We start from the raw sequence: 21,663 nt of genomic DNA, 5'->3' as shown, positions 1-21,663 counted from the left end.
TCGGCTTCAATTCATCTTTATCAGGCCCGCCCAACCCCCTCACGGTTGGTGCCGGCGCTGAATCGGAGGTACCTCCATGGTGCACAGCATGACCGCCTTCGCCCGGGTAGAACGGGCAGGCACTCAGGGCACCCTGAGCTGGGAACTGCGCTCGGTCAACAGCCGCTACCTGGAGCCGCACCTGCGTTTGCCGGAAGCCTTTCGCGACCTTGAAGGCGCGGTCCGCGAAGCCCTGCGCCAGGGCCTGTCCCGCGGCAAGGTCGAGTGCACCTTGCGCTTCATCGAGGAAACCGCCGGCAAACCGCTGCAGGTGGATCGCGAGCGCGCCGCGCAACTGGTCGCCGCCGCCGAGTCCGTCGCCAGCCTGATCAAGCAGCCGGCCGCGCTCAACCCTCTGGAAGTCCTGGCCTGGCCGGGCGTACTGGTGGCCGACGCCACTGACCCGCAAGCCTTGAACAGTGACGCCCTGGCCCTGTTCAACCAGGGCTTGAAGGAACTGAAGAACGGCCGCGAACGGGAAGGCGCCGAACTGGCCAGGCTGATCGACGAACGCCTGTCCTCCATCGAGGAAGACGTGGCGACCCTGCGTGAACTGGTCCCGCAGATGCTCGCGACCCAGCGCCAGAAGATCCTCGACCGCTTCGCCGACATGCAGGCCGAGCTGGATCCGACCCGTCTCGAACAGGAGATGGTGCTGCTGGCACAGAAAAGCGACGTCGCCGAAGAACTGGACCGCCTGAGCACCCACATCATTGAAGTACGTCGCGTGCTTAAGTCCGGCGGCGCGGCCGGGCGGCGCCTGGACTTCCTGATGCAGGAACTCAACCGCGAAGCCAACACACTGGGCTCCAAGGCCTTCGACCCGCGCAGCACCCAAGCTGCGGTCAACCTCAAGGTGTTGATCGAGCAGATGCGCGAACAAGTGCAGAATATTGAGTAAGGCAACTGACATGACCCACAGCACCGGCACCCTGTACATCATTTCCGCGCCGTCGGGCGCGGGCAAGAGCAGCCTGGTCAAGGCCCTGACCGACGCCAAACCGGAGATTCGCGTCTCGGTCTCCCACACCACCCGTGCCATGCGCCCCGGTGAGGTGGACGGCGTGAACTATCACTTCGTCTCCCGCGAGACGTTCGTGAAGATGGGTGAGCACGGGGACTTCCTGGAGCGCGCCGAAGTGTTCGGCAACCTCTACGGAACCTCGCAAAGCCACCTGCAGCAAACCCTGGACGCAGGCCACGATCTGATTCTGGAAATCGACTGGCAAGGCGCGGAACAAGTACGCAAGCTGATGCCCCAGGCCCGTTCGATCTTCATCCTGCCACCGTCCTTGCAAGCCCTGCACCAGCGCCTGACCAACCGTGGGCAGGACAGTGACGAGGTCATCGACGGGCGGATGCGCGAAGCCGTCAGCGAAATGAGCCACTACGTCGACTACGACTATCTGATCATCAACGACGATTTCGCCCACGCGCTGGGCGACCTGAAGGCGATTTTCCGCGCCAATCAGCTGCAACAGAAACGCCAGCAGCAGCGTTTCGGCAAATTGCTGGCTGAACTCCTGGGTTAAAACAGCACTTCCCAAAACCGCTGCAAGCGCTTTACATTGGCACTTGCAGCGCGTTGAAGGGCTTGGTTAAAAAATCAGCGCTTCCCTTAACGCTGGTGATTTTTTAAACTGTCGAGTCCGCTCGCCCATCCGGGCAGCGCGCATATTGCATTTGCTACGAGGAAGACCATGGCCCGCGTAACCGTTGAAGACTGCCTAGAACACGTGGATAACCGCTTTGAGCTGGTCATGCTCTCTACCAAGCGTGCCCGTCAACTGGCCACCGGCGGCAAAGAGCCGAAAGTAGCATGGGAAAACGACAAGCCTACCGTTGTCGCCCTGCGCGAAATCGCTGAAGGCCTGATCGACTACGCAGCCATCGCCGAAGCCGAAATCGTTGAAGATGAGCCGCTTTTCGCTGCTTTCGAGGACGAGTCCAACGAGGCCGTCTGAGCCTATGCCTGGTCGACGTAGCACGGCGCGGGATCACAGCTTACGGCAGGAGACATCATGCCGAGCATAGACGCCCTCGCCGATCGCTTATCGACCTATCTCGGCACGGACCAGGTCAATCTGGTCCGCCGAGCGTATTTCTACGCCGAACAAGCCCATGACGGTCAACGCCGTCGCAGCGGCGAGGCGTACGTCACGCACCCACTCGCGGTAGCGAACATTCTTGCCGACATGCACATGGACCATCAGAGCCTGATGGCCGCGATGCTGCATGACGTCATCGAAGACACCGGCATCGCCAAGGAAGCGCTCAGCGCGCAGTTCGGCGAAACCGTGGCCGAATTGGTGGATGGGGTCAGCAAACTGACCCAGATGAACTTCGAAACCAAGGCCGAAGCCCAAGCGGAAAACTTCCAGAAGATGGCCATGGCCATGGCCCGCGACATTCGCGTGATCCTGGTCAAGCTGGCCGACCGCCTGCACAACATGCGCACCCTGGAAGTACTTTCCGGCGAGAAGCGTCGGCGGATCGCCAAGGAAACCCTGGAGATCTACGCCCCCATCGCCAACCGCCTGGGCATGCATGCCATCCGCATCGAATTCGAAGACCTGGGCTTCAAGGCGATGCACCCGATGCGTTCCGCGCGGATCTACCAGGCGGTCAAGCGCGCCCGGGGCAACCGCAAGGAAATCGTCAACAAGATCGAGGAATCCCTCAGCCACTGCCTGGCCATCGACGGCATCCAGGGCGAGGTCAGCGGTCGCCAGAAGCACCTGTACGGCATCTACAAGAAGATGCGCGGCAAGCGTCGAGCCTTCAACGAGATCATGGACGTCTATGCGTTCCGCATCATCGTCGACAAGGTAGACACCTGCTATCGCGTACTCGGCGCTGTACATAATTTGTACAAGCCGCTGCCGGGACGCTTCAAGGACTACATCGCCATTCCCAAGGCCAACGGCTATCAGTCGCTGCATACCACGCTGTTCGGCATGCACGGAGTACCGATCGAGATCCAGATTCGTACCCGGGAAATGGAAGAAATGGCCAATAACGGCATCGCCGCCCACTGGCTGTACAAATCCAGTGGCGACGAACAGCCCAAAGGCACTCACGCCCGCGCCCGCCAATGGGTCAAGGGCGTGCTGGAAATGCAGCAACGCGCCGGCAACTCCCTGGAATTCATCGAGAGCGTGAAGATCGACCTGTTCCCGGACGAGGTCTACGTGTTCACGCCCAAAGGCCGGATCATGGAGCTGCCCAAAGGCTCCACCGCGGTGGACTTCGCCTACGCGGTACACACCGACGTCGGCAACAGCTGCATCGCCTGCCGGATCAATCGTCGCCTGGCGCCGCTGTCCGAACCCCTGCAAAGCGGTTCCACAGTGGAAATCGTCAGCGCCCCGGGCGCGCGCCCGAACCCGGCCTGGCTGAATTTCGTGGTCACCGGCAAGGCCCGCACCCATATCCGCCATGCTCTCAAGCTGCAGCGCCGCTCCGAGTCCATCAGCCTCGGCGAACGCTTGCTGAACAAGGTGCTCAACGGCTTCGACAGCTCCCTGGAAAAGGTCCCGGCCGAACGCATCCAGGCGATTCTCCAGGAATACCGCCTGGAACTGATCGAAGACCTGCTGGAAGACATCGGCCTGGGCAACCGCATGGCCTACGTTGTGGCGCGCCGCCTGCTGGGCGAAGGCGAACAGCTGCCAAGCCCGGAAGGCCCGCTGGCAATCCGCGGCACCGAAGGCCTGGTGCTGAGCTACGCCAAGTGCTGCACGCCGATCCCGGGCGATCCGATCGTCGGCCACCTGTCCGCCGGCAAGGGGATGGTGGTGCACCTGGACAACTGCCGCAATATCAGCGAAATCCGCCATAACCCGGAAAAGTGCATCCAGCTCTCCTGGGCCAAGGATGTCACCGGCGAATTCAACGTCGAACTGCGCGTAGAACTGGAACACCAACGCGGCCTGATCGCGCTGCTGGCCAGCAGCGTCAACGCCGCCGACGGCAACATCGAGAAAATCAGCATGGACGAACGCGATGGTCGCATCAGCGTGGTCCAACTGGTGGTCAGCGTGCACGACCGCGTACACCTGGCCCGCGTGATCAAGAAACTGCGCGCCCTGACCGGGGTCATCCGCATCACCCGCATGCGTGCGTAGCCCGTCCATTACAAGGAGTCATTCATGACCAAGACAGTTATCACCAGCGACAAGGCACCTGCTGCCATCGGCACCTACTCCCAGGCGATCAAGGCTGGCAACACCGTCTACATGTCCGGCCAGATCCCTCTGGACCCCAAGACCATGGAGCTGGTGGAAGGCTTCGAAGCCCAGACCGTCCAGGTGTTCGAAAACCTCAAGTCGGTAGCCGAGGCCGCTGGCGGTTCGTTCAAGGACATCGTCAAGCTGAACATCTTCCTCACCGACCTGAGCCACTTCGCCAAGGTCAACGAGATCATGGGCAAGTATTTCCAACAGCCTTACCCAGCCCGCGCCGCCATTGGCGTGGCCGCCCTGCCAAAGGGTGCACAGGTTGAAATGGATGCCATTCTGGTCATCGAGTAACACCCGCGGCGCAGCCCTCAAGGCTGCGCCGTTTTCGTTCTGAAAGGATTTCGTCATGCGCCAAGCGCTAGCTGTTTCGCTGCTCGCCGTACTGCTCGGCGGTTGTGCCAGCGACCCCGCCAAAAACGATGTGGGCGGCATCTGGATCAATCAGGTAGCGATCGACGCAGCCTCCAAGGGCGGCCCTTTGCGTGAAGCCCTCCAGGCCTACGGCCCGAACCTGGAATGGGAGCTCAATACCAAGGCTGGCCAGGCCCGCTACACCAACGGTTTCGAAACCGTCGAAGGCAAGATCATCGGCGACGGTTCCAGCACTGCAAAAGTCGAGTTCTATGGCAGCGCCGCCACCGACTTGAAGCGCAACGGCAAGCAACTGCTGCAAGTGGCCAACGACAATGAGCCCGAGCAGGTCTTCGACCGCCCCAAAGACCCCGCCCCCGAAGGCGCGCCGCTAGGCGCCAACTTCGAGCGCGCCTTGTACTCGGCGTATCTGGGTGGCAAGTGGAAGATCGTCAACGGACCGGGCCTGGGCAACGAGGTGCAGTTCCAGGCAAACGGCGCCGTCCAGGGCCTGCCGGGCGCCGATCGCTACGCCTTGTGCCTGGCTGGCGACTGCGCCTCGATGAGCGGCGGCAACGATAGCATCTGGCTGCAGCTCAACGGCCAGGGCAACTCCTGGATCTTCGTGCGCAAGGATCAACAGCTGGAGATCTTCCAGGCGGTGAATACCGCCCTGGCGGATGAAGTGCCCTCGCTGACGCCGGGCAGCCAGCAGTGGTTGCTGGAAAAGCAGTAACTACCCTGTAGCCGCTGCCGCAGGCTGCGACAAGGTCCACCGGACCTTCGGCCTGTCGGCAGCGACGCCCTCGGGAAGCCGGTCGCAGCCTTCGACCGCGACCCCAAGCTGCTCGGGCAACTTAGCCCTGCGTCGTCAGAATCGCAGCATAACCTTCGCGATAACTCGGATAGCGCGGCACCCAGCCCAGCGCCCTGGCCCGGGCATTGCTGCAACGCTTGCTGCCGGTACGACGCACGCTGGCATCGTCCGCCCATTCGGTGACGCCCAGGTAATCGCGCAGCCAGTCGACGACCTCCGCCAGAGGCGCGGGCGCATCGTCCACGCCGATATAGCAATCATCCAGCGCCGTGCCACTGCGGTCCGCCTTGATCAGGAACGCCAGCAGGCCCGCGGCATCGTCCGCGTGAATACGGTTGCCGTACAACGGCGGCTCGATCGCCACGCGATAACCCCGGCGCACCTGGGTCAGCAGCCACTCGCGACCCGGGCCATAGATGCCGGTCAAGCGCACCACAGTGGCGGGAATACCGCTGCCCAGAGCCACCTGCTCGGCTTCCAGCATCATGCGTCCGGAGTAGGCCAGGGCCTCGGCCACGGAAGTCTCGTCGACCCACTCACCGTCCTTCTGCTCATAAACGCTGCTGCTGGAGACAAACAGCAAACGCTTGGGCGCCTGGCCGCGCTGCTTGAGCCAGCCCAGTACATGCTGCAGACCATCGACATAAGCCGCGCGATATCCGGCTTCGTCATGCTCGGTGGCCGCCGCGCAATACACCAGATAGTCCGGCGACTTCTGCGGCCATTGCCCGGGGCATTGCTCGCTGAACAGGTCACCTGCAATGCCCACCACCCCCTGTGGCAAGCGCGATACGTTGCGACGCAGGCCGTAAACCTGCCATTGCTCGGCCAGCAGTTGAGTCGCCAGGCGACTACCGACATCACCGCAACCGGCGATCAATACAGAGGGGGAGGACATCAGAAAACTCCTTTGGGAAAGGTCAAGACTAGCCCTCGCACTGGACGAACGGCTAGCAATCAAGGAAAAAAAGATACTCTATTACTTCTGTTAACAAGAATTACTTGCAATAATAACCGCCCATTTTGTTCTCGGCCCTGCGAGGCCTAGAAGGACATTTCACCCTTTTCTCCTCTCAGGTCCGGCCAGCATGACAAGCAACCAACTCTCCGTCTCGCCAACCAAACGCCCAAGCCCGCTGCGCGCCATGAGCGCGGTTGCAGCGCTGTTGTGCAGCCTGCTGCTGGCACCGACCGCAGCCTTTGCCGACCAGCACGCCCCAGCCACCGCCGCAGCCCCTGCCGCGACCGCTCCAGCCGCTGAACATACGGCCACCGACCCGACCGCTCCAGCCGCAGCCCCAGTGGCCGGCGAGCCAGTCCAGGCCGAAGGCCAGCCCGCTATCGGCGAAGACGCTCCTGAAGTCCTGGAGGCCGACAACACCCTGGGCATGGCCCATGACCTGTCGCCGTGGGGCATGTACCAGAACGCCGACATCATCGTGAAACTGGTGATGATCGGCCTGGCCATCGCCTCGATCATCACCTGGACCATCTGGATCGCCAAAGGCTTCGAGCTGATGGGTGCCAAGCGCCGCCTGCGCACTGAAATCGCCGCACTGAAAAAGGCCACCACCCTCAAGGAAGCCAGCGCCACCGCCACCAAGGAGGGCACCCTGGCCAACCTGCTGGTGCACGATGCCCTGGAAGAGATGCGCCTCTCGGCCAACAGCCGCGAGAAGGAAGGCATCAAGGAGCGCGTCAGCTTCCGCCTGGAGCGCCTGGTAGCTGCCTGCGGCCGCAACATGAGCAGCGGCACCGGCGTGCTGGCCACCATCGGTTCCACCGCGCCGTTCGTCGGCCTGTTCGGCACCGTGTGGGGCATCATGAACAGCTTCATCGGCATCGCCAAAACCCAGACCACCAACCTTGCCGTGGTTGCCCCGGGTATCGCCGAAGCCCTGCTGGCCACCGCCCTGGGCCTGGTTGCCGCGATTCCCGCGGTGGTGATCTACAACGTCTTCGCCCGCTCCATCACCGGCTACAAGGCCCAGGTCACCGACGCCTCGGCCGAGGTCCTGCTGCTGGTCAGCCGCGACCTGGATCACCAGCCGAACGAGCGCTCCGCACAACCGCACATGGTGAAAGTGGGGTAATCAGCCATGGGCTTGCATTTGAAAGAAGGCGCAGGCGACGACCTGGCCGAAAACCACGAGATCAACGTCACGCCGTTCATCGACGTGATGCTGGTGCTGCTGATCATCTTCATGGTGGCCGCACCGCTGGCCACCGTGGACATCAAGGTCGACCTGCCCGCCTCCAGCGCCAAACCGGCGCCGCGGCCGGAAAAACCGGTGTTCCTCAGCGTCAAGGCCGACAAGCGCCTGTTCCTCGGCGAAGACGAAGTCAAGGCTGAAACCCTTGGCGCCATCCTCGACGCCCGGACCCAGGGCAAGAAAGACACGACCATCTTCTTCCAGGCCGACAAAGGTGTGGATTACGGCGACCTGATGAGTGTGATGGACACCCTGCGCGCGGCCGGCTACCTGAAAGTCGGCCTGGTCGGACTTGAGACGGCAGCCAAGAAATGATCACGACGCGCCAAAGACTGACGCGTTACAGCGGTAGCCTGGCGGTGGTGTTGGGCGTCCATGGGTTGGCGATCCTGCTCGCCCTCAACTGGTCCAAGCCACAGCCCATGCCCATCCCCCCCCAAGCCATGGTGGTGGAATTGGCACCTGCCCCTGTGCCGCCTCCACCGGCGCCGCCGAAAGTGGTGACCCCACCACAACCGCCGGCCCCCGTGGAAGAACTGCCGTTGCCGAAACTGGCCGAAGCGCCGAAGCCGACCATCTCGGTACCCAAGCCGGTGAAGCAGAAGCCCAAGCCGCAACCGCCAAAGCCGGTGGTCAAGCCTGAGCCGCCCAAGGAAAAGCCTTCCGAGGAAAAGCCCAGCGACGCCCCGGTCACACCGGCTCCGTCCAAGCAGCCCGCTCCTGCGACCCCTGGCCCGTCACCGGCCCAGGCCGCCGCCAAGGCTAACTGGCAGGGGGAATTGCAGGCGCACCTGGCCAAGTACAAGCGCTATCCGAGCGAGGCTCAGCGTCGAGGCAAGGAAGGCACCAACTCCCTGCGCTTCGTCGTCGATGCCGAAGGCAAGGTGCTGTCCTATGAGCTGGTAGGCAGATCGGGCAATGCCGATCTGGACCGGGCCACCCTGGACATGATCCGTCGTGCCCAGCCGTTGCCCAAGCCACCGGCAGACATGCTCAACAACGGCAGCGTGGAAATCACCGCCTCGTACAACTACGAGATCGACCGCAGCCGCGGCCGCCGCTGATCCACCGCAAGGGCACCTTCAAGGTGCCCTTCGCGTTTGTGTCGCCTGGAGCAGGCATTGACGGGTGTCGCATTCCACCCTCGGTCTGATAACGTGCGTCTATCGATTGCAGCCGTTATGCTTGGCCGCAACCTCACGGACGCCCGCTATGACTCTTACAGAATTGCGCTACATCGTTACCCTCGCCCAAGAGCAGCACTTCGGCCATGCCGCCGAGCGCTGCCATGTCAGCCAGCCCACCCTGTCGGTCGGCGTGAAAAAGCTTGAAGACGAACTCGGCGTGCTGATTTTCGAGCGCAGCAAGAGCGCCGTGCGCCTGACCCCGGTGGGCGAGACCATCGTCGCCCAGGCGCAAAAGGTCCTGGAGCAGGCCCAGGGTATCCGTGAGCTGGCCCAGGCCGGCAAGAACCAGCTGACCGCACCGCTCAAGGTCGGGGCGATCTACACCGTCGGCCCCTACCTGTTCCCGCACCTGATTCCCCAGCTGCACCGGGTCGCCCCGCAGATGCCGCTGTATATAGAAGAGAACTTCACCCACGTACTGCGCGACAAACTGCGCAACGGCGAGCTGGACGCGATCATCATCGCCCTGCCGTTCAACGAGGCCGATGTCCTGACCCTGCCGCTGTACGACGAACCCTTCTATGTGCTGATGCCCAGCGGCCACCCCTGGACCAAGAAGGAAACCATCGACGCCAACCTGCTCAACGACAAGAGCCTGTTGCTGCTGGGCGAAGGCCACTGCTTCCGCGACCAGGTCCTGGAGGCCTGCCCGACCCTGACCAAGGGCAACGACGGCGCCAAGCACACCACCGTGGAATCCAGTTCCCTGGAAACCATCCGCCACATGGTCGCCTCCGGCCTGGGCATCTCGATCCTGCCGCTGTCGGCCGTGGACAGCCATCACTACGCCCCCGGGGTGATCGAAGTCCGCCCCCTGACCCCGCCCGTGCCGTTCCGCACCGTGGCCATCGCCTGGCGCGCCAGCTTCCCGCGGCCCAAGGCCATCGAGATCCTCGCCGACTCGATCCGCCTGTGCTCGGTGGCCAAGCCGCCCGCCGCGAGTTAAGCGCTCGCAATGACTGAGCTGTCGAAAGTGCCGGTCACGGCACTCAAGGGCGTCGGCGAAGCCATGGCCGAGAAGCTGGCCAAGGTCGGCCTGGAAAACCTTCAGGACGTGCTGTTCCACCTGCCCCTGCGCTACCAGGACCGCACCCGCGTGGTGCCGATCGGCGCCCTGCGCCCTGGCCAGGATGCTGTGATCGAAGGCACCGTCAGTGGCGCCGATGTGGTCATGGGCAAGCGCCGCAGCCTGCTAGTGCGCCTGCAGGACGGTACCGGCGGCCTGAGCCTGCGCTTCTACCATTTCAGCAATGCGCAGAAGGACGGCCTGAAGCGCGGCACCCGCGTGCGCTGCTATGGCGAAGCCCGGCCCGGTGCCTCGGGCCTGGAGATCTACCACCCGGAATACCGTGCCATCAGCGGCGACGAGCCGCCGCCGGTGGACCAGACCCTGACACCGATCTACCCCCTGACCGAAGGCCTGACCCAGCAGCGCCTGCGCCTGCTGTGCCAACAGAGCCTGGCCCTGCTGGGCCCGCGCAGCCTGCCCGACTGGCTGCCGGAAGAGCTGGCCCGGGACTATCAGCTGGCGCCCCTGGACGATGCGATCCGCTACCTGCATCACCCGCCGGCGGACGCCGATGTCGACGAACTGGCCCTGGGGCACCACTGGGCCCAGCACCGCCTGGCGTTCGAGGAATTGCTGACCCACCAGCTGTCCCAGCAGCGTCTGCGCGACAGCCTGCGCTCACAGCGCGCCCCGGTGCTGCCATTGGCCAGGAAACTGCCGGTCAAGTACCTGAGGAACCTGGGCTTCGCTCCCACCGGCGCGCAACAGCGCGTGGGCAACGAGATCGCCTACGACCTGAGCCAGCCCGAGCCCATGCTGCGGCTGATCCAGGGCGACGTGGGCGCCGGCAAGACCGTGGTCGCCGCCCTGGCCGCCCTGCAGGCACTGGAGGCCGGCTACCAGGTGGCACTGATGGCGCCGACGGAAATCCTCGCCGAGCAGCACTTCATCACCTTCAAGCGCTGGCTCGAGCCGCTGGGCCTGGAAGTCGCCTGGCTGGCAGGCAAGCTCAAGGGCAAGGCCCGCAGCGCAGCCCTGGAACAGATTGCCGGTGGCGCACCGATGGTGGTGGGCACCCACGCGCTGTTCCAGGACGAAGTGCAGTTCAAGAACCTGGCCCTGGTGATCATCGACGAACAGCACCGCTTCGGCGTGCAGCAGCGCCTGGCCCTGCGCCAGAAAGGCGTGGGCGGCCGCCTGTGCCCGCACCAGTTGATCATGACCGCCACGCCGATCCCGCGAACGCTGGCCATGAGCGCCTACGCCGACCTGGACACCTCGATCCTCGACGAACTGCCTCCCGGTCGCACCCCGGTGAACACCGTGCTGGTGACCGACAGCCGGCGCATCGAAGTCATCGAGCGGGTACGCGCCGCCTGCGCGGAAGGGCGCCAGGCCTACTGGGTCTGCACCCTGATCGAAGAGTCCGAGGAACTGACCTGCCAGGCCGCGGAAACCACCTTCGAAGACCTTTCCAGCGCCCTCGGCGAATTGCGCGTAGGGCTGATCCACGGCCGCATGAAGGCCCCCGAGAAAGCCGCGGTGATGGCCGAGTTCAAGGCCGGCAACCTGCAACTGCTGGTGGCCACCACGGTGATCGAGGTCGGGGTCGACGTACCCAATGCCAGCCTGATGATCATCGAAAACCCCGAACGCCTGGGCCTGGCCCAGTTGCACCAGCTGCGCGGCCGGGTCGGGCGCGGCAGCGCCGCCAGCCACTGCGTGCTGCTCTACCACCCACCGCTTTCACAGATCGGTCGCCAGCGCCTGGGCATCATGCGTGAAACCAACGACGGTTTCGTCATCGCCGAAAAGGACCTGGAGCTGCGCGGCCCCGGGGAAATGCTCGGCACCCGGCAGACCGGCCTCCTGCAATTCAAGGTCGCCGACCTGATGCGCGACGCCGACCTGCTGCCGGCGGTACGCGATGCCGCCCAGGCCCTGCTGGAGCGCTGGCCGGACCATGTCAGCCCGTTGCTGGAGCGCTGGCTGCGCCACGGACAGCAATACGGCCAAGTGTGAACCAACACTCAGTTAGTGAACCCTCGCCATAACCAAGCTGGTTATACTCGTCAAATTGTAGAAAAACGGATACCAGACCATGACAGAAGTTGCCCTCGACATTGCAACCCCACACGCTCCGTCTGTTATCCGGTTGCTGCTCGGCAAGCTGGCCATCAGCTACAACGAAGTGATCGACCAGCCGGGCCTGCCGGCTGCGCGCAAGGTCCAGGCGGTACTGCTGGACGACGCCGTCGGCGCGCTGATGGTGCTGTTCCCGCAGAGCCAGTTACTGGACCTCAACCGCCTGGCCGAACTCACCGGCCGCCGCCTGACCGCCGTTTCCACCGAACGCCTGGAGCGCATGCTCGGCAAGCACAGCCTGAGCCTGCTGCCCGGCCTGCCGGCGCTCACCAGCTCACCGTGCCTGTACGAAGAAAGCCTGCTGCGCGAGCCCTGCCTGCTGATCAACTCCGGCGAGCCCGGGGTACTGCTGGAGATCACCAGCGAAGCCTTCAAGAGCATGCTCAGCAAAGCCAGCGCCGGCAACTTCGGCGAGCCCCTGAGCAGCATTCGCCCCAACCTCGACCGCCCGGACGATGACCGCGAGGAGATCTCCCAGGCGATGCAGGCCTTCACCGCGCGGCGCATCCAGCAGCGCCTGGAAGCCACCATCGAGATCCCGCCCCTGGCGGAAACCGCGCAGAAGATCATCAAGCTGCGGGTCGACCCCAACGCCACCATCGACGACATCACCGGTGTGGTGGAAACCGACCCGGCCCTGGCCGCCCAGGTGGTCAGCTGGGCCGCCTCGCCCTACTACGCCTCGCCCGGCAAGATCCGCTCGGTGGAAGACGCCATCGTCCGCGTGCTGGGCTTCGACCTGGTGATCAACCTGGCGCTGGGCCTGGCCCTGGGCAAGACCCTGAGCCTGCCCAAGGACCAGCCGCAGCACGCCACGCCTTACTGGCAGCAGTCGATCTACACCGCCGCGGTGATCGAGGGCCTGACCCGCGCCATGCCCCGTGCCCAGCGCCCGGAAGCCGGCCTAACCTACCTGGCCGGCCTGCTGCACAACTTCGGCTACCTGCTACTGGCCCACGTGTTCCCGCCGCACTTCTCGCTGATCTGCCGGCATTTGGAGGTCAACCCGCACCTGTGCCACAGCTACGTCGAGCAGCACCTGCTGGGTATCAGCCGCGAACAGATCGGCGCCTGGCTGATGCGCTACTGGGACATGCCGGAAGAGCTGTGCACCGCCCTGCGCTTCCAGCACGACCCGAGCTACGACGGCGCCTATGCCGAGTACCCGAACCTGGTGTGCCTGGCCGTGCGCCTGCTGCGCAGCCGGGGCATCGGCTCCGGGCCCCACGAGGATATCCCCGACGCCCTGCTGGAACGCCTGGGCCTGACCCGGGACAAGGCGGACGACGTGGTGAGCAAGGTGCTGGAAGCCGAAGTACTGCTGCGGGAACTGGCTTCGCAGTTCAGCCAGGCCTGAGTCCATTCGCCGGCCCGCCCACTCCTGCAGGAGGCGGCTTGCCGGCGAAGTTTCCCGGTCAAGCCTTGGGCTTGGCCTTTTTCGGTTTCAGGTACTTGGTCAGCCCCTGGAACCAGATCACCAGGGCCGGGTTGCCCTTGATCTGGATCGACTTGTCCTGAATACCGGTCATGAATGCCAACTGCTTGTTCTTCGCCTGCAGGGTGGCGAAGCCGTAGGCGGCATCCTTGAAGGCGATGGCGAATGCCGGCTCGGGATAGAACCCCGAACGGCTGGTGACGCGCTGGTCCTTGACGAAAAAATGCCGAGCAACCTTGCCGTCGAGCGTCTGCAGCTGGAACACCAGCTCCTTGTCACCCAACTGTTGCTGGAAAGCAGGATTGTTGCGGCTGGCTTTGCCCATCAACAGGCCAAGCACCCAGAGAAGAAAACGGAATTTCATGCACGGCGCCTCAGTGGAATTATTGGATGGCCGGCGCAGTTTAACCTGTAACTCGAAGAGCGCCAGCCGATCTGTTCGATTGCTCGGAGATCGGCTGGCGTTCAACGCTTATCGCGACATCTTGTCAGACAATCGCCAACTCAGACGTTAGGGCAAGGCACCGGTGCCCAGTCACCCAGGTCCGGGTTCTTGCACATGCTGTTGACCTGGGTCTGGCCGGTGGTCGCGACCTTGTTGCTCTCGGCCTGCTTGATCTTGGCATCCTGGATCGACCTCTCGGTGCTCACCGCTTCCTGAGGCACGGTCGGCAGCTTGGGCTGCTTGACCTTCTGTGGCTGTTTTCTCTTGCCACCGGTGGTCACCGTGGTGGTATCGGCGGTGGCGACTTTCACCACGTCGGTACGCTGCACGCCCACTTGCTGCAGATCCTGCTCGTAGGCCTGGTTGTACTTGCTCAGGTCTTCGCTGGCACGGCCGTTCACCGCGGTGATCAGGTCGTTGGACTCCTTCAGGCCGCTGACGATTTCCGCCAGGCGCTTGCGCCCTTCCACGTCATTGATGGTGTTGGCCTTGCGGGAGCTGATCAGGCTGTCGAAGGCGCGCTGGTAGCAGGTCTGGGAAGCGCGGGCATAGGCCGTGCTGCGGTCGATGTCGGCCGCGCTCTTGTTGACGTCGGCAGCGTAGGAAGCGATGCGCTGGTTGTCGTCGGCGATCTGCTTCTGGCGCTCGGTGTAGTAACCGGCTGCGCCACCGGCCAGGGCACCGCCTGCGGCACCGATGGCGGCGTTGCGGCCACGGTGGTCGCCGTCACCGGTCAGGGCACCGAGCAAAGCGCCGCCGGCAGCGCCCAGGGCAGCACCGGTGACCACCGACTTGGTCATGTCCGAATCCGTGGCGCGCAGGTGCTGCACCGGCTCGTAGCAGCTCGGGTAGTACTCGACCTTGGTGGTCGAGGCGACCTTGGACACCGGAGAGGTCGCGCAACCGGTCAATACGGTGCTGAACCCGGCGGCAACCAACAGCAGGTGACGCTTGGACGTTGAAGCAAATGGGTTGCGGGAAAAAAGCATGTTCGTGATCTCGATTAAGTTTGACCAACTCGGCGCGACGCAATGTCGTCCGAGATCCTCCAGGCTCGACAGACAGCGGCCGGTCATGACTTCTGACCGGTCGATGCGAGCAGTTCCTTCAAAATCGTCGCCGGGTCGGCTCGCCGTTGCTGGCGATAATTCCCGACATGGCGAACGAATAACGTAGCGCGCGTCACCAGGCTCTTGCCGAGCACCGGCTTGCGATTGAGCTCTTCCTTGATTCGTTGAAATTGCGCCTGGATCACCGCGTCGGTGTAACGGGTGCCCGTGGCCAGGTTGTCGATGTAGATCGCCACCGCCCCGTCCAGCGCGCTGCGGCCGTTGTCGATGGCTTCGGCGAACAGCTTGGCGCTGGGCTCGTCCTTGGCATCGATGGCCTGCTGCTGGCTCTTCTTCAGGTTGGTCAGGCGGATGTTGTAGTTGTTGATGGTCTCGGCCACCAGGGCCGACGACTGGATCAGGTTGCCGGCCGCCTCCTCGCGCTGCTGGGCGATCAGCGAGACGTTGCGCTTGAGCTCTTCGTTGACCAGCCCCAGCTCCGCCTGCAGGCGCGGGTCGACGCTGGCGGCGATGATGGCGTCCAGGCGCTTGGTGGGGTCCTGGGCGTCGTCGATGGCATCGGTCAGGGACGCCAGGCGGCCCTCCTTCTGCCACTGGGCAAACAGCTCCTTGTAGCGCGAACGGGGCGCCGACAGCGCGCCGATGGCCACCCGGAAACCGGTGGTTTCGTTGCTCTGCTCAGTGCCGTCGGCGCCAAATAGCGGGTACTCGCGGCGCATCCCGGTGAACAGCGTGCCTTCGCCTTCCAGGTAGTTGCCGCCCTTGACCACGAAACCGCCGTAGGTGCCCTGGCGGCGCCCGGCGCGCACCAGCTGGAAGGACTCCTGGACCATCTCGGCGGCGTTGCCGATCACGTCGAACATGCCGATGGGGTTGGGCAGCTTGGTGCCGATGGGCATCAGGCGCGCGGCCTGGCCGGTGCCGCCGGCCACCTGGTTGAACACCGCCCAGTCCGCCAGCGGGCCGTCGTCTTCGCTGCCCTCCACGCGCCGCGGGAACAGGCGGCCTTCCAGCTCCTGGCGGCTGACCGCCTGGCCGCCGCGGGCGGCGTATTCCCACTCCACCTCGGTGGGCAGGCGCACAAAGCCCAGGCCACCGTCTTCCGAGGAACTGCCACGGCCGCTGACCGGCAGCAGGTCGCGGTGGTTCTTCATCAGCCAGGCGCTGTACACCGCGGCAAAGCGCTCGGCCTCGAAGCGCGACAGCTTGACCTTGGGCAGGCGCCCCTGCAGGCCCTCCGGCGCCTCACAGGCCGGGGCCGGATCACCGCTGGCCAGGGACTGGGCCTGGGCCATGACCTGAGCGTACTGGCGGGCAGTGACCTCGTACTTGCCGATGAAATACAGCATTGGCTTGAGGGGCACCCCGGCGCCACTTTTCGGCAGCGCCGGGCCAATGGTCTTGCCCCAGGCGCCAGGCAGGTCCTTGAGGGTGAACTGGCCGTTGATGTAGTCCCGGCGATAGCCGGAAATGAACGACTGCTGGTAACCGCTCTCACCCTCGCTGAAGGGGTAGCCGAGGTTCACCTCACGGTCGTCCAGGGTGCCCTGGGCCAGCACGTAGACGTAGCGGAACACCATCTCGCCGTCGCAGGGCAGCGGCAGGCTGACGTCGTCCGGCAACGGCTTGGGGTTGTCCATCTTGTTCGCCGGTTCTTCGGCCCACACGGCCCCGGCCAGGGTCATGGCCAGCACGGTGCTGATCAACTTATACATCGCGAATTCCTTCACAGGCTTCTATGCGCGACACCCGCCAGCCGCCCAGCGCGGCGGCCAGGGTACTGACGCCCAGCGTCGCCAACAGGGCCAGCCCGTAATGGGCCGGCAGCAGGTGGCTGGCGTATTCGCCGGGCGCCTGCATGAACAAATGATTCAGCCCGGCCTGGGCCAGGCCATACAGGGCGCCGCTCAACAGCGCGGCAAAACCGGCGCTGTACAGCGCCTGGGCCACCACGAACAGCAGCAGCGCACCGGTGGAAAACCCCAGCAGGCGCAACACCGACAGCTCCCGGCGCTTGCGCTCCACCGCCGCCAGGGCCCCGGCGAAGATCGCCGCGAAGGCACCCGCCAGGGCCAGCCCGGCGATCACCCAGAAGACGATGGCCAGGTTGCGGCTCAAGGACTGCACCTGGGCTATGGTCTGGGCCTGGGTCGACACCAGCAGGCCGCGCTCGGCGAAATACAGACGCAATGGCTCGACATCCCCCAGGTCGCGGGCATACAGGCGAAACGCCGGGTAAACCCGCTGCCCGGCAGTTGCCTGGGCATCGCCGAGCCAGCCCAGGGCCGCCACAGCGCGTCCGTCGCGGTAATCCTCGGCGGCCTCCAGCAGCGCCAGCGGGGCGAACAGCGCGTCCCGGGCAAAGGCCTCCAGCGGCAGAACGCCCTCCACCTGGACCCGGGTCCGCTGTACCTCGCTGCGCCCCGCCACCTGCCGGCCAAAGGTCGCCTGCAACCAGTCCCCCGGCTGCACCCCAAGCTTCTCGGCGGCGGTGCGGCTGAGCAGCACGCCACTCATGCCCCGGGGCGCCGGCAAGCGCCCGAGCAAGGGGTCGCCGGCCGCGGTGGGGAGCATTTCCACGGTCAGGCCGATATCCCCCGTGCCCCGGGACAGGTCCGCGGTGGCGGCGATCTGCCGGGTACGCGGCAAGGCAAAGGCCACGTCCGGACGCTGCCCCAACTGGGCGATGAAGTCGGCGCTGAAGCGCCCGCCGCCCAGGGGAATGATCTCGCGCACCGCCGGGTCCTTTTCCAGGCGCTCGGTGAGGCTGCTCACCAGCCCGAACTTGAGCCCGAACAGCACCAGCAAGGGGGCGATCACCGCCACCAGGGCCAGCACCGAACAGGCCGACAGCCAACTGTCGGCCCGGTAGTCCTGCCAGGCCAGTGCCGCGGTCAGGGAGGCGCGCATCAGCAGGCCTCCCCAAGCGTGGCAGTGACTCCGCCATCGGCGTCGCGCTGGCAGGCGATGCGTCGTACCTGCAAGCCGTTGGCCCGGGCCAGGGGTTCGTCGTGGGTGGCGATCACACAGCACACCCCCTGGTCCCGCGACTGCTGCACCAGCAGTTGCATCACCCGCTGAGCGTTCAAGGGGTCCAGGGCCGCTGTCGGCTCGTCCGCCAGCAGTACCTGAGGATTGTGGGCCAGGGCCCGGGCGCAGCTGACCCGCTGGCGCTGGCCCACCGACAGCGCGGCGGGTTTCTTGTGCAACTGGTCGGCGATCTCCAGGCGCTCGGCCAGGCGCCGGGGAATGCCCTCGTCCGCCAGCCCCAGCAACTGCCGGGGCAGGCTGATATTCGCGCGCACGTCGAGAAAGCCCAGCAGGCCGCCGGTCTGCAGCACATAACCCAGGTGCCGGCTGCGCAACTGTGCCAGCGCGCTGTGGCCGTCGCCGCGCCAGATCCCGGCAATGTCGATGGCATCCCTGGCCGGGGAGAACTCGAAGCGCGCCGCCGAATCCGGGGCCAGCACCAGCGCCAGCAGGTCCAGCAGCGTGCTCTTGCCGCAACCGCTGGGGCCGACCACCGCCAGTTGATCACCGGCACGCAGTTGCAGCCTGGGGATCACCAGGCTGTAGCGTTGGCGACCCTCGCCGCGGCTCTTGTGCACCTGCGCCAGATTGAGCATCACGGCAGGGTCGACAACGGAACGCGGTACAGGGCATCACCCGGCTCGGCATCACCGAAGCGCACCCAGTTGGCCAGGTCGTTGTGGAAGGTTTCGTAGAGGCGGATCTTCGAATCCAGCTCGTCGATGAAGTCTTCCTGCTCGGCCACGCTCAGGGACAGCCACAGGTCCTGGGTCATGTTCAGCGACTTGCTGCGGTACGGCAGGCCTTCCAGGTATTCCCCCAGCACGCCGCCGTCGGCCAGGTTGCCGCCCTTGCGCAGGGCCGACGGGTCGCGGCTCATGTAGGCACTGGCGCTGGCGATTTCCTGGAAGAAATCCTTGGGCGAGGTCTGGGTCTTGCGCGCCGCGTCGACGATCAGTTTCAGCGACTGCTGCAAGTCGTTGAGTTGCAGCTTGGTGAGCATCACACAGACCTGGAACGCCGGCAGCGCCGGGTTGGTCAGGTCGCGGTCGGCGGTCCAGGCGCTGACCAGCTGGGGCGCCTGGCTGGCGGACTTGCGGCCGAGGAAATCCATGTGCATGGCGTAGCCGATGGCCGCCGACTTCTGCGCGATACTCGGCGCCGCCGCCAGCACCGGGACTTCCTGGCTCTGGTTGCTGCGCACCTGATGCACCAGGTCGGCGAACACCGTGCCGATCTCGTCGACCCGCTCGCCAAACTTGCCCACATCGCCACCGGGCACCGGAATGTACAGGTCGCCGATCTTCGGGTTGGCGTCGGCGGTCAGCACCCGGTACTGGGTTTCCGCCTGGGCGTGGTTCTTCTTGCCGGCATCGGTGCGCAGGTGCAGGGCGTAGATCTTGATCTGCTTGCCCAGGGCTGCCTGGCGCACTTCCGCCTCGTTCATCTGGGTGCGGCTGTAAGGGTCGTTCTTGCGCAGCGCCCCGGCATCGCTGACCAGCAGGATCAGGCGACCGCCATAGCCCTTCCAGTCCATGCCCTCCACGGCCTGCATCACGCCGGCAAAGGCGTCTTCGTTGAACGAATGGCTGGAGACACTGGTGGCCTTGACCTGGCTCACCAGCTCCTGGAAGCGCTGGGGATCGCGACCCTGGTCCAGGGTCACCAGGGTCTTGGTCACGTACTCCAGGCCCGGGGTCTTGCTGGTGTTGTTGCGAAAGCCCACCAGGCCGAAGCTGACGCTGTCCAGCTCGCCGCGCTGGGCGATCTTGCTTTGCAGCTCGTGCACCACATCGCGCACCTGGTCGATGTAGGGCTGCATCGACACCGAGGTGTCCACCACCAGTACCACCGCAGTGCGGAAGGCATCGCCGGCCGCCGGCGGAGCATTGGCCGGCAGGCGCTTGCCGCTACTGTCGCTGATGCTCTGCTGGCTGTTGCCCGGGTCGATGGAAGCCACATTGAGCAACTGCACCGGCTGGCCGTTGTCGTCGAAACTCTCCTTGGAATCGAAGATCGGCAGCAGGTAGAACTGGTCCTGGGGCACCGCGCTGGCATTGGGTTCCAGGGCCAGCACCTGCTGTTCGTCCTGGGGATTCTTCTGTGCCTTGAGCAGCAGGTTCTTGGCCGCCGCAGGGTCCGCCAACAAACGCTCCAGCTCGCTGGGCTGACGCACGAACATCACCGGTGCACGACCGGAACGCTCGGTGAATTTCAGCACCAGGCTCTGCTTCCAGTCGCTGACCTGTTCGGCCGGCAACCAGCCGGCGCTGCGACCGTCACTGGCGGCCCCCAGGCGCAGCCAGGAGTGGCCGTCGAGGTTCTTGCGCTGATACACGTAGAGCACCGAGAACGCCGGCACCGCCTGGCCCGGCGCAGCCCCAGGCTCACTGGAGAAACTCGCCCCTGGCTTGCTCAGCACCCGCTGGAACAGGGTTTTCTTGCCCGGCATCAGCAGCGGTCGCTGGCCGCCGTCGACATCCGCGGCCACCGGCTGACTGGCCGGGGGCGCCACCACCGCAGGCGTGGTGCCGGCTGTCGAGGCGGTCTTGGGTTCTGGCGCCGGGCTGTCGCCCGACAGCCACCAGTAACCGGCGCCCGCCACTGCCAGGGCCACCGCCACAGCGACGCCGGCCAGGGCCAGCACCGGGCCGCGCCGCTGTTCGGAAGGCCCGCTGCCGGCTGGCGGCAGATTGGCCGTGCGCGGCGGCGCAGGCGGCTCCTCGGGCGGCTCGCGGCGCGGCGCCGGTCGGGGCGCCTGCTGCGGGATCTCGATGGACACCGGGGTCAGCCCGGCCAGGTCGTTGCCCTGAGGTACAGGCTGCGACGCAGCCTGGGGTGGCAGCGGCAAGGGCTGGATCAGCGTCGCTTCCACCTCGGCGGTGGCGGCCGGCAGGTTGTCCAGGGCCGCCAGCAAGGCGGCGGCATCCGGGTAGCGCTCGGCCGGGTCCTTGGCCAGCAGCTTGCGCAGGATGTGCTGGTAGCGACCGTGGTGCAGCGGCAGCTCCGGCAGCGGCTCGGTCAGGTGGGCCAGGGCCGTGGACAGCGCGTCGGTGCCGTTGTAAGGCAGCTCGCCCACCAGGATTTCATACAGCACCACCCCCAGGGCATAGAGGTCGGCGCGGCCGTCGATGTCCTGGCCACGAGCCTGTTCGGGGCTCATGTAGCTCGGGGTGCCCACGGCAAAACCGGCCTGGGTGAACTGGGTGCGGTCGTCCAGGGACTTGGCGATGCCGAAGTCCGAGAGCACCGCGGTGCCGTCGGCGCGGAACAGGATGTTGGCCGGCTTCACATCGCGGTGTACCAGCCCCTGGGCATGGGCATAGCCCAGGGCCGAGGCGATCTGGCGGATATAGGTCAGGCCCTGCTCCGGGGTCAGCCCGGCGGCGATGCGCTCTTTCAGCGTGCCATTGGGCAGGTACTCCATGGCCATGTAGTACAGCTCGCCGACATTGCCGATGTCGTGGATGGTCACGGTGTGCGGGTGCGACAGCCGCGCCAGGGTCTTGCCCTCGCGCAGGAAGCGCTCGCAGAAGCTCGGGTCGGCGGCCAGCGCCGCGGCCATCACCTTGAGTGCCACCTTGCGTTCCAGGGAACGCTGGGTCGCCAGGTACACGCTGGCCATGGCGCCTTCGCCAATTTCGCCCTGGATGTCAAAGCCGGGAATCAGAATGTCCATGG

General features: G+C 65.2%; 19 protein-coding genes. 12 read left to right on the top strand and 7 right to left on the bottom strand.

Annotated elements, in window-relative coordinates; all coding sequences use genetic code 11:
* Window positions 1–76: 76 nt before the first annotated feature.
* From AC1RMG_RS22365 to AC1RMG_RS22340, 6 genes are all read left to right on the top strand, one after another.
* Window positions 77–940 carry a YicC/YloC family endoribonuclease gene (locus AC1RMG_RS22365; protein WP_015637471.1) on the top strand — a complete coding sequence of 288 codons (864 nt, stop codon included), beginning with the start codon at window positions 77–79 and terminating at the stop codon, window positions 938–940.
* Between the two features lie 10 nt (window positions 941–950).
* Window positions 951–1,571 (top strand): guanylate kinase, encoded by a 621-nt coding sequence (gmk, locus tag AC1RMG_RS22360; protein WP_011064231.1) that lies wholly within the window; start codon window positions 951–953, stop codon window positions 1,569–1,571.
* A gap of 168 nt (window positions 1,572–1,739) precedes the next feature.
* Window positions 1,740–2,003, top strand: a complete 264-nt coding sequence (gene rpoZ / locus AC1RMG_RS22355; RefSeq protein ID WP_007921129.1) for a DNA-directed RNA polymerase subunit omega — start codon at window positions 1,740–1,742, stop codon at window positions 2,001–2,003.
* A 57-nt stretch (window positions 2,004–2,060) separates the two neighbouring features.
* A complete protein-coding gene (spoT, locus tag AC1RMG_RS22350) occupies window positions 2,061–4,166 on the top strand; it encodes a bifunctional GTP diphosphokinase/guanosine-3',5'-bis pyrophosphate 3'-pyrophosphohydrolase (protein ID WP_011064232.1) in 2,106 nt (701 codons plus the stop codon).
* A gap of 24 nt (window positions 4,167–4,190) precedes the next feature.
* Window positions 4,191–4,571: a RidA family protein gene (locus AC1RMG_RS22345; protein ID WP_007921133.1), complete on the top strand. Its 381-nt coding sequence runs from the start codon at window positions 4,191–4,193 to the stop codon at window positions 4,569–4,571.
* Between the two features lie 55 nt (window positions 4,572–4,626).
* Window positions 4,627–5,367 (top strand): hypothetical protein, encoded by a 741-nt coding sequence (locus tag AC1RMG_RS22340; RefSeq protein ID WP_011064233.1) that lies wholly within the window; start codon window positions 4,627–4,629, stop codon window positions 5,365–5,367.
* Window positions 5,368–5,488: 121 nt separating this feature from the next.
* Here the strand turns inward: AC1RMG_RS22340 and AC1RMG_RS22335 are convergent, their stop codons facing one another.
* Entirely contained in the window at window positions 5,489–6,346 is an 858-nt protein-coding gene (locus AC1RMG_RS22335; RefSeq protein ID WP_493170318.1) for an SDR family oxidoreductase, read from the bottom strand.
* A gap of 190 nt (window positions 6,347–6,536) precedes the next feature.
* On the opposite strand from AC1RMG_RS22335, the gene exbB reads away from it, so the two are divergent.
* From exbB to AC1RMG_RS22305, 6 genes are all read left to right on the top strand, one after another.
* Window positions 6,537–7,541 carry a tonB-system energizer ExbB gene (exbB, locus tag AC1RMG_RS22330; protein WP_015637473.1) on the top strand — a complete coding sequence of 335 codons (1,005 nt, stop codon included), beginning with the start codon at window positions 6,537–6,539 and terminating at the stop codon, window positions 7,539–7,541.
* 6 nt (window positions 7,542–7,547) lie between these two features.
* On the top strand, window positions 7,548–7,976 hold the full coding sequence (gene exbD / locus AC1RMG_RS22325) for a TonB system transport protein ExbD (protein ID WP_011064236.1): 429 nt from the start codon (window positions 7,548–7,550) through the stop codon (window positions 7,974–7,976).
* Window positions 7,973–8,725, top strand: coding sequence for an energy transducer TonB family protein (locus tag AC1RMG_RS22320; protein WP_011064237.1), 753 nt, complete (start codon window positions 7,973–7,975; stop codon window positions 8,723–8,725). Before exbD ends, AC1RMG_RS22320 begins: the two co-directional genes overlap by 4 nt.
* 148 nt (window positions 8,726–8,873) lie before the next feature.
* Window positions 8,874–9,794, top strand: coding sequence for a hydrogen peroxide-inducible genes activator (locus AC1RMG_RS22315; RefSeq protein WP_011064238.1), 921 nt, complete (start codon window positions 8,874–8,876; stop codon window positions 9,792–9,794).
* A gap of 9 nt (window positions 9,795–9,803) precedes the next feature.
* On the top strand, window positions 9,804–11,879 hold the full coding sequence (recG, locus tag AC1RMG_RS22310; protein WP_493170316.1) for an ATP-dependent DNA helicase RecG: 2,076 nt from the start codon (window positions 9,804–9,806) through the stop codon (window positions 11,877–11,879).
* Between the two features lie 79 nt (window positions 11,880–11,958).
* Entirely contained in the window at window positions 11,959–13,359 is a 1,401-nt protein-coding gene (locus AC1RMG_RS22305; RefSeq protein ID WP_011064240.1) for an aminoacyl-tRNA deacylase and HDOD domain-containing protein, read from the top strand.
* 58 nt (window positions 13,360–13,417) lie between these two features.
* Here AC1RMG_RS22305 and AC1RMG_RS22300 read toward each other — a convergent pair whose 3' ends face one another.
* The 6 genes from AC1RMG_RS22300 to AC1RMG_RS22275 all read right to left on the bottom strand — a co-directional run bounded on the left by AC1RMG_RS22300 (window position 13,418) and on the right by AC1RMG_RS22275 (window position 21,661).
* Window positions 13,418–13,801 (bottom strand): hypothetical protein, encoded by a 384-nt coding sequence (locus AC1RMG_RS22300; protein ID WP_015637475.1) that lies wholly within the window; start codon window positions 13,799–13,801, stop codon window positions 13,418–13,420.
* A 140-nt stretch (window positions 13,802–13,941) separates the two neighbouring features.
* On the bottom strand, window positions 13,942–14,871 hold the full coding sequence (tagQ, locus tag AC1RMG_RS22295) for a type VI secretion system-associated lipoprotein TagQ (RefSeq protein ID WP_011064242.1): 930 nt from the start codon (window positions 14,869–14,871) through the stop codon (window positions 13,942–13,944).
* 83 nt (window positions 14,872–14,954) lie between these two features.
* On the bottom strand, window positions 14,955–16,637 hold the full coding sequence (locus AC1RMG_RS22290) for a formylglycine-generating enzyme family protein (protein WP_230493612.1): 1,683 nt from the start codon (window positions 16,635–16,637) through the stop codon (window positions 14,955–14,957).
* Between the two features lie 22 nt (window positions 16,638–16,659).
* Complete coding sequence (locus AC1RMG_RS22285; RefSeq protein WP_015637478.1) at window positions 16,660–17,862, bottom strand: ABC transporter permease; 1,203 nt, start codon at window positions 17,860–17,862, stop codon at window positions 16,660–16,662.
* Entirely contained in the window at window positions 17,862–18,578 is a 717-nt protein-coding gene (locus AC1RMG_RS22280) for an ABC transporter ATP-binding protein (protein WP_011064245.1), read from the bottom strand. Before AC1RMG_RS22280 ends, AC1RMG_RS22285 begins: the two co-directional genes overlap by 1 nt.
* A complete protein-coding gene (locus tag AC1RMG_RS22275; RefSeq protein WP_493170314.1) occupies window positions 18,578–21,661 on the bottom strand; it encodes a serine/threonine-protein kinase in 3,084 nt (1,027 codons plus the stop codon). The genes AC1RMG_RS22280 and AC1RMG_RS22275 overlap by 1 nt, the downstream gene beginning before the upstream one ends.
* Window positions 21,662–21,663: the final 2 nt, after the last annotated feature.

It is taken from the genome of Pseudomonas sp. GW822-FHT04H02, assembly GCF_058800645.1.
This window is presented reverse-complemented; position numbering and strand designations above follow the sequence as displayed.

Excerpts from the sequence above, each read along its gene's own strand:
- AC1RMG_RS22365 (WP_015637471.1), top strand. The coding sequence starts at position 77 with ATGGTGCACAGCATGACCGCCTTCGCCCGGGTAGAACGGGCAGGCACT.
- gmk (WP_011064231.1), top strand. The coding sequence starts at position 951 with ATGACCCACAGCACCGGCACCCTGTACATCATTTCCGCGCCGTCGGGC.
- rpoZ (WP_007921129.1), top strand. The coding sequence starts at position 1,740 with ATGGCCCGCGTAACCGTTGAAGACTGCCTAGAACACGTGGATAACCGC.
- spoT (WP_011064232.1), top strand. The coding sequence starts at position 2,061 with ATGCCGAGCATAGACGCCCTCGCCGATCGCTTATCGACCTATCTCGGC.
- AC1RMG_RS22345 (WP_007921133.1), top strand. The coding sequence starts at position 4,191 with ATGACCAAGACAGTTATCACCAGCGACAAGGCACCTGCTGCCATCGGC.
- AC1RMG_RS22340 (WP_011064233.1), top strand. The coding sequence starts at position 4,627 with ATGCGCCAAGCGCTAGCTGTTTCGCTGCTCGCCGTACTGCTCGGCGGT.
- AC1RMG_RS22335 (WP_493170318.1), bottom strand. The coding sequence starts at position 6,346 with ATGTCCTCCCCCTCTGTATTGATCGCCGGTTGCGGTGATGTCGGTAGT.
- exbB (WP_015637473.1), top strand. The coding sequence starts at position 6,537 with ATGACAAGCAACCAACTCTCCGTCTCGCCAACCAAACGCCCAAGCCCG.
- exbD (WP_011064236.1), top strand. The coding sequence starts at position 7,548 with ATGGGCTTGCATTTGAAAGAAGGCGCAGGCGACGACCTGGCCGAAAAC.
- AC1RMG_RS22320 (WP_011064237.1), top strand. The coding sequence starts at position 7,973 with ATGATCACGACGCGCCAAAGACTGACGCGTTACAGCGGTAGCCTGGCG.
- AC1RMG_RS22315 (WP_011064238.1), top strand. The coding sequence starts at position 8,874 with ATGACTCTTACAGAATTGCGCTACATCGTTACCCTCGCCCAAGAGCAG.
- recG (WP_493170316.1), top strand. The coding sequence starts at position 9,804 with ATGACTGAGCTGTCGAAAGTGCCGGTCACGGCACTCAAGGGCGTCGGC.
- AC1RMG_RS22305 (WP_011064240.1), top strand. The coding sequence starts at position 11,959 with ATGACAGAAGTTGCCCTCGACATTGCAACCCCACACGCTCCGTCTGTT.
- AC1RMG_RS22300 (WP_015637475.1), bottom strand. The coding sequence starts at position 13,801 with ATGAAATTCCGTTTTCTTCTCTGGGTGCTTGGCCTGTTGATGGGCAAA.
- tagQ (WP_011064242.1), bottom strand. The coding sequence starts at position 14,871 with ATGCTTTTTTCCCGCAACCCATTTGCTTCAACGTCCAAGCGTCACCTG.
- AC1RMG_RS22290 (WP_230493612.1), bottom strand. The coding sequence starts at position 16,637 with ATGACCCTGGCCGGGGCCGTGTGGGCCGAAGAACCGGCGAACAAGATG.
- AC1RMG_RS22285 (WP_015637478.1), bottom strand. The coding sequence starts at position 17,862 with ATGCGCGCCTCCCTGACCGCGGCACTGGCCTGGCAGGACTACCGGGCC.
- AC1RMG_RS22280 (WP_011064245.1), bottom strand. The coding sequence starts at position 18,578 with ATGCTCAATCTGGCGCAGGTGCACAAGAGCCGCGGCGAGGGTCGCCAA.
- AC1RMG_RS22275 (WP_493170314.1), bottom strand. The coding sequence starts at position 21,661 with ATGGACATTCTGATTCCCGGCTTTGACATCCAGGGCGAAATTGGCGAA.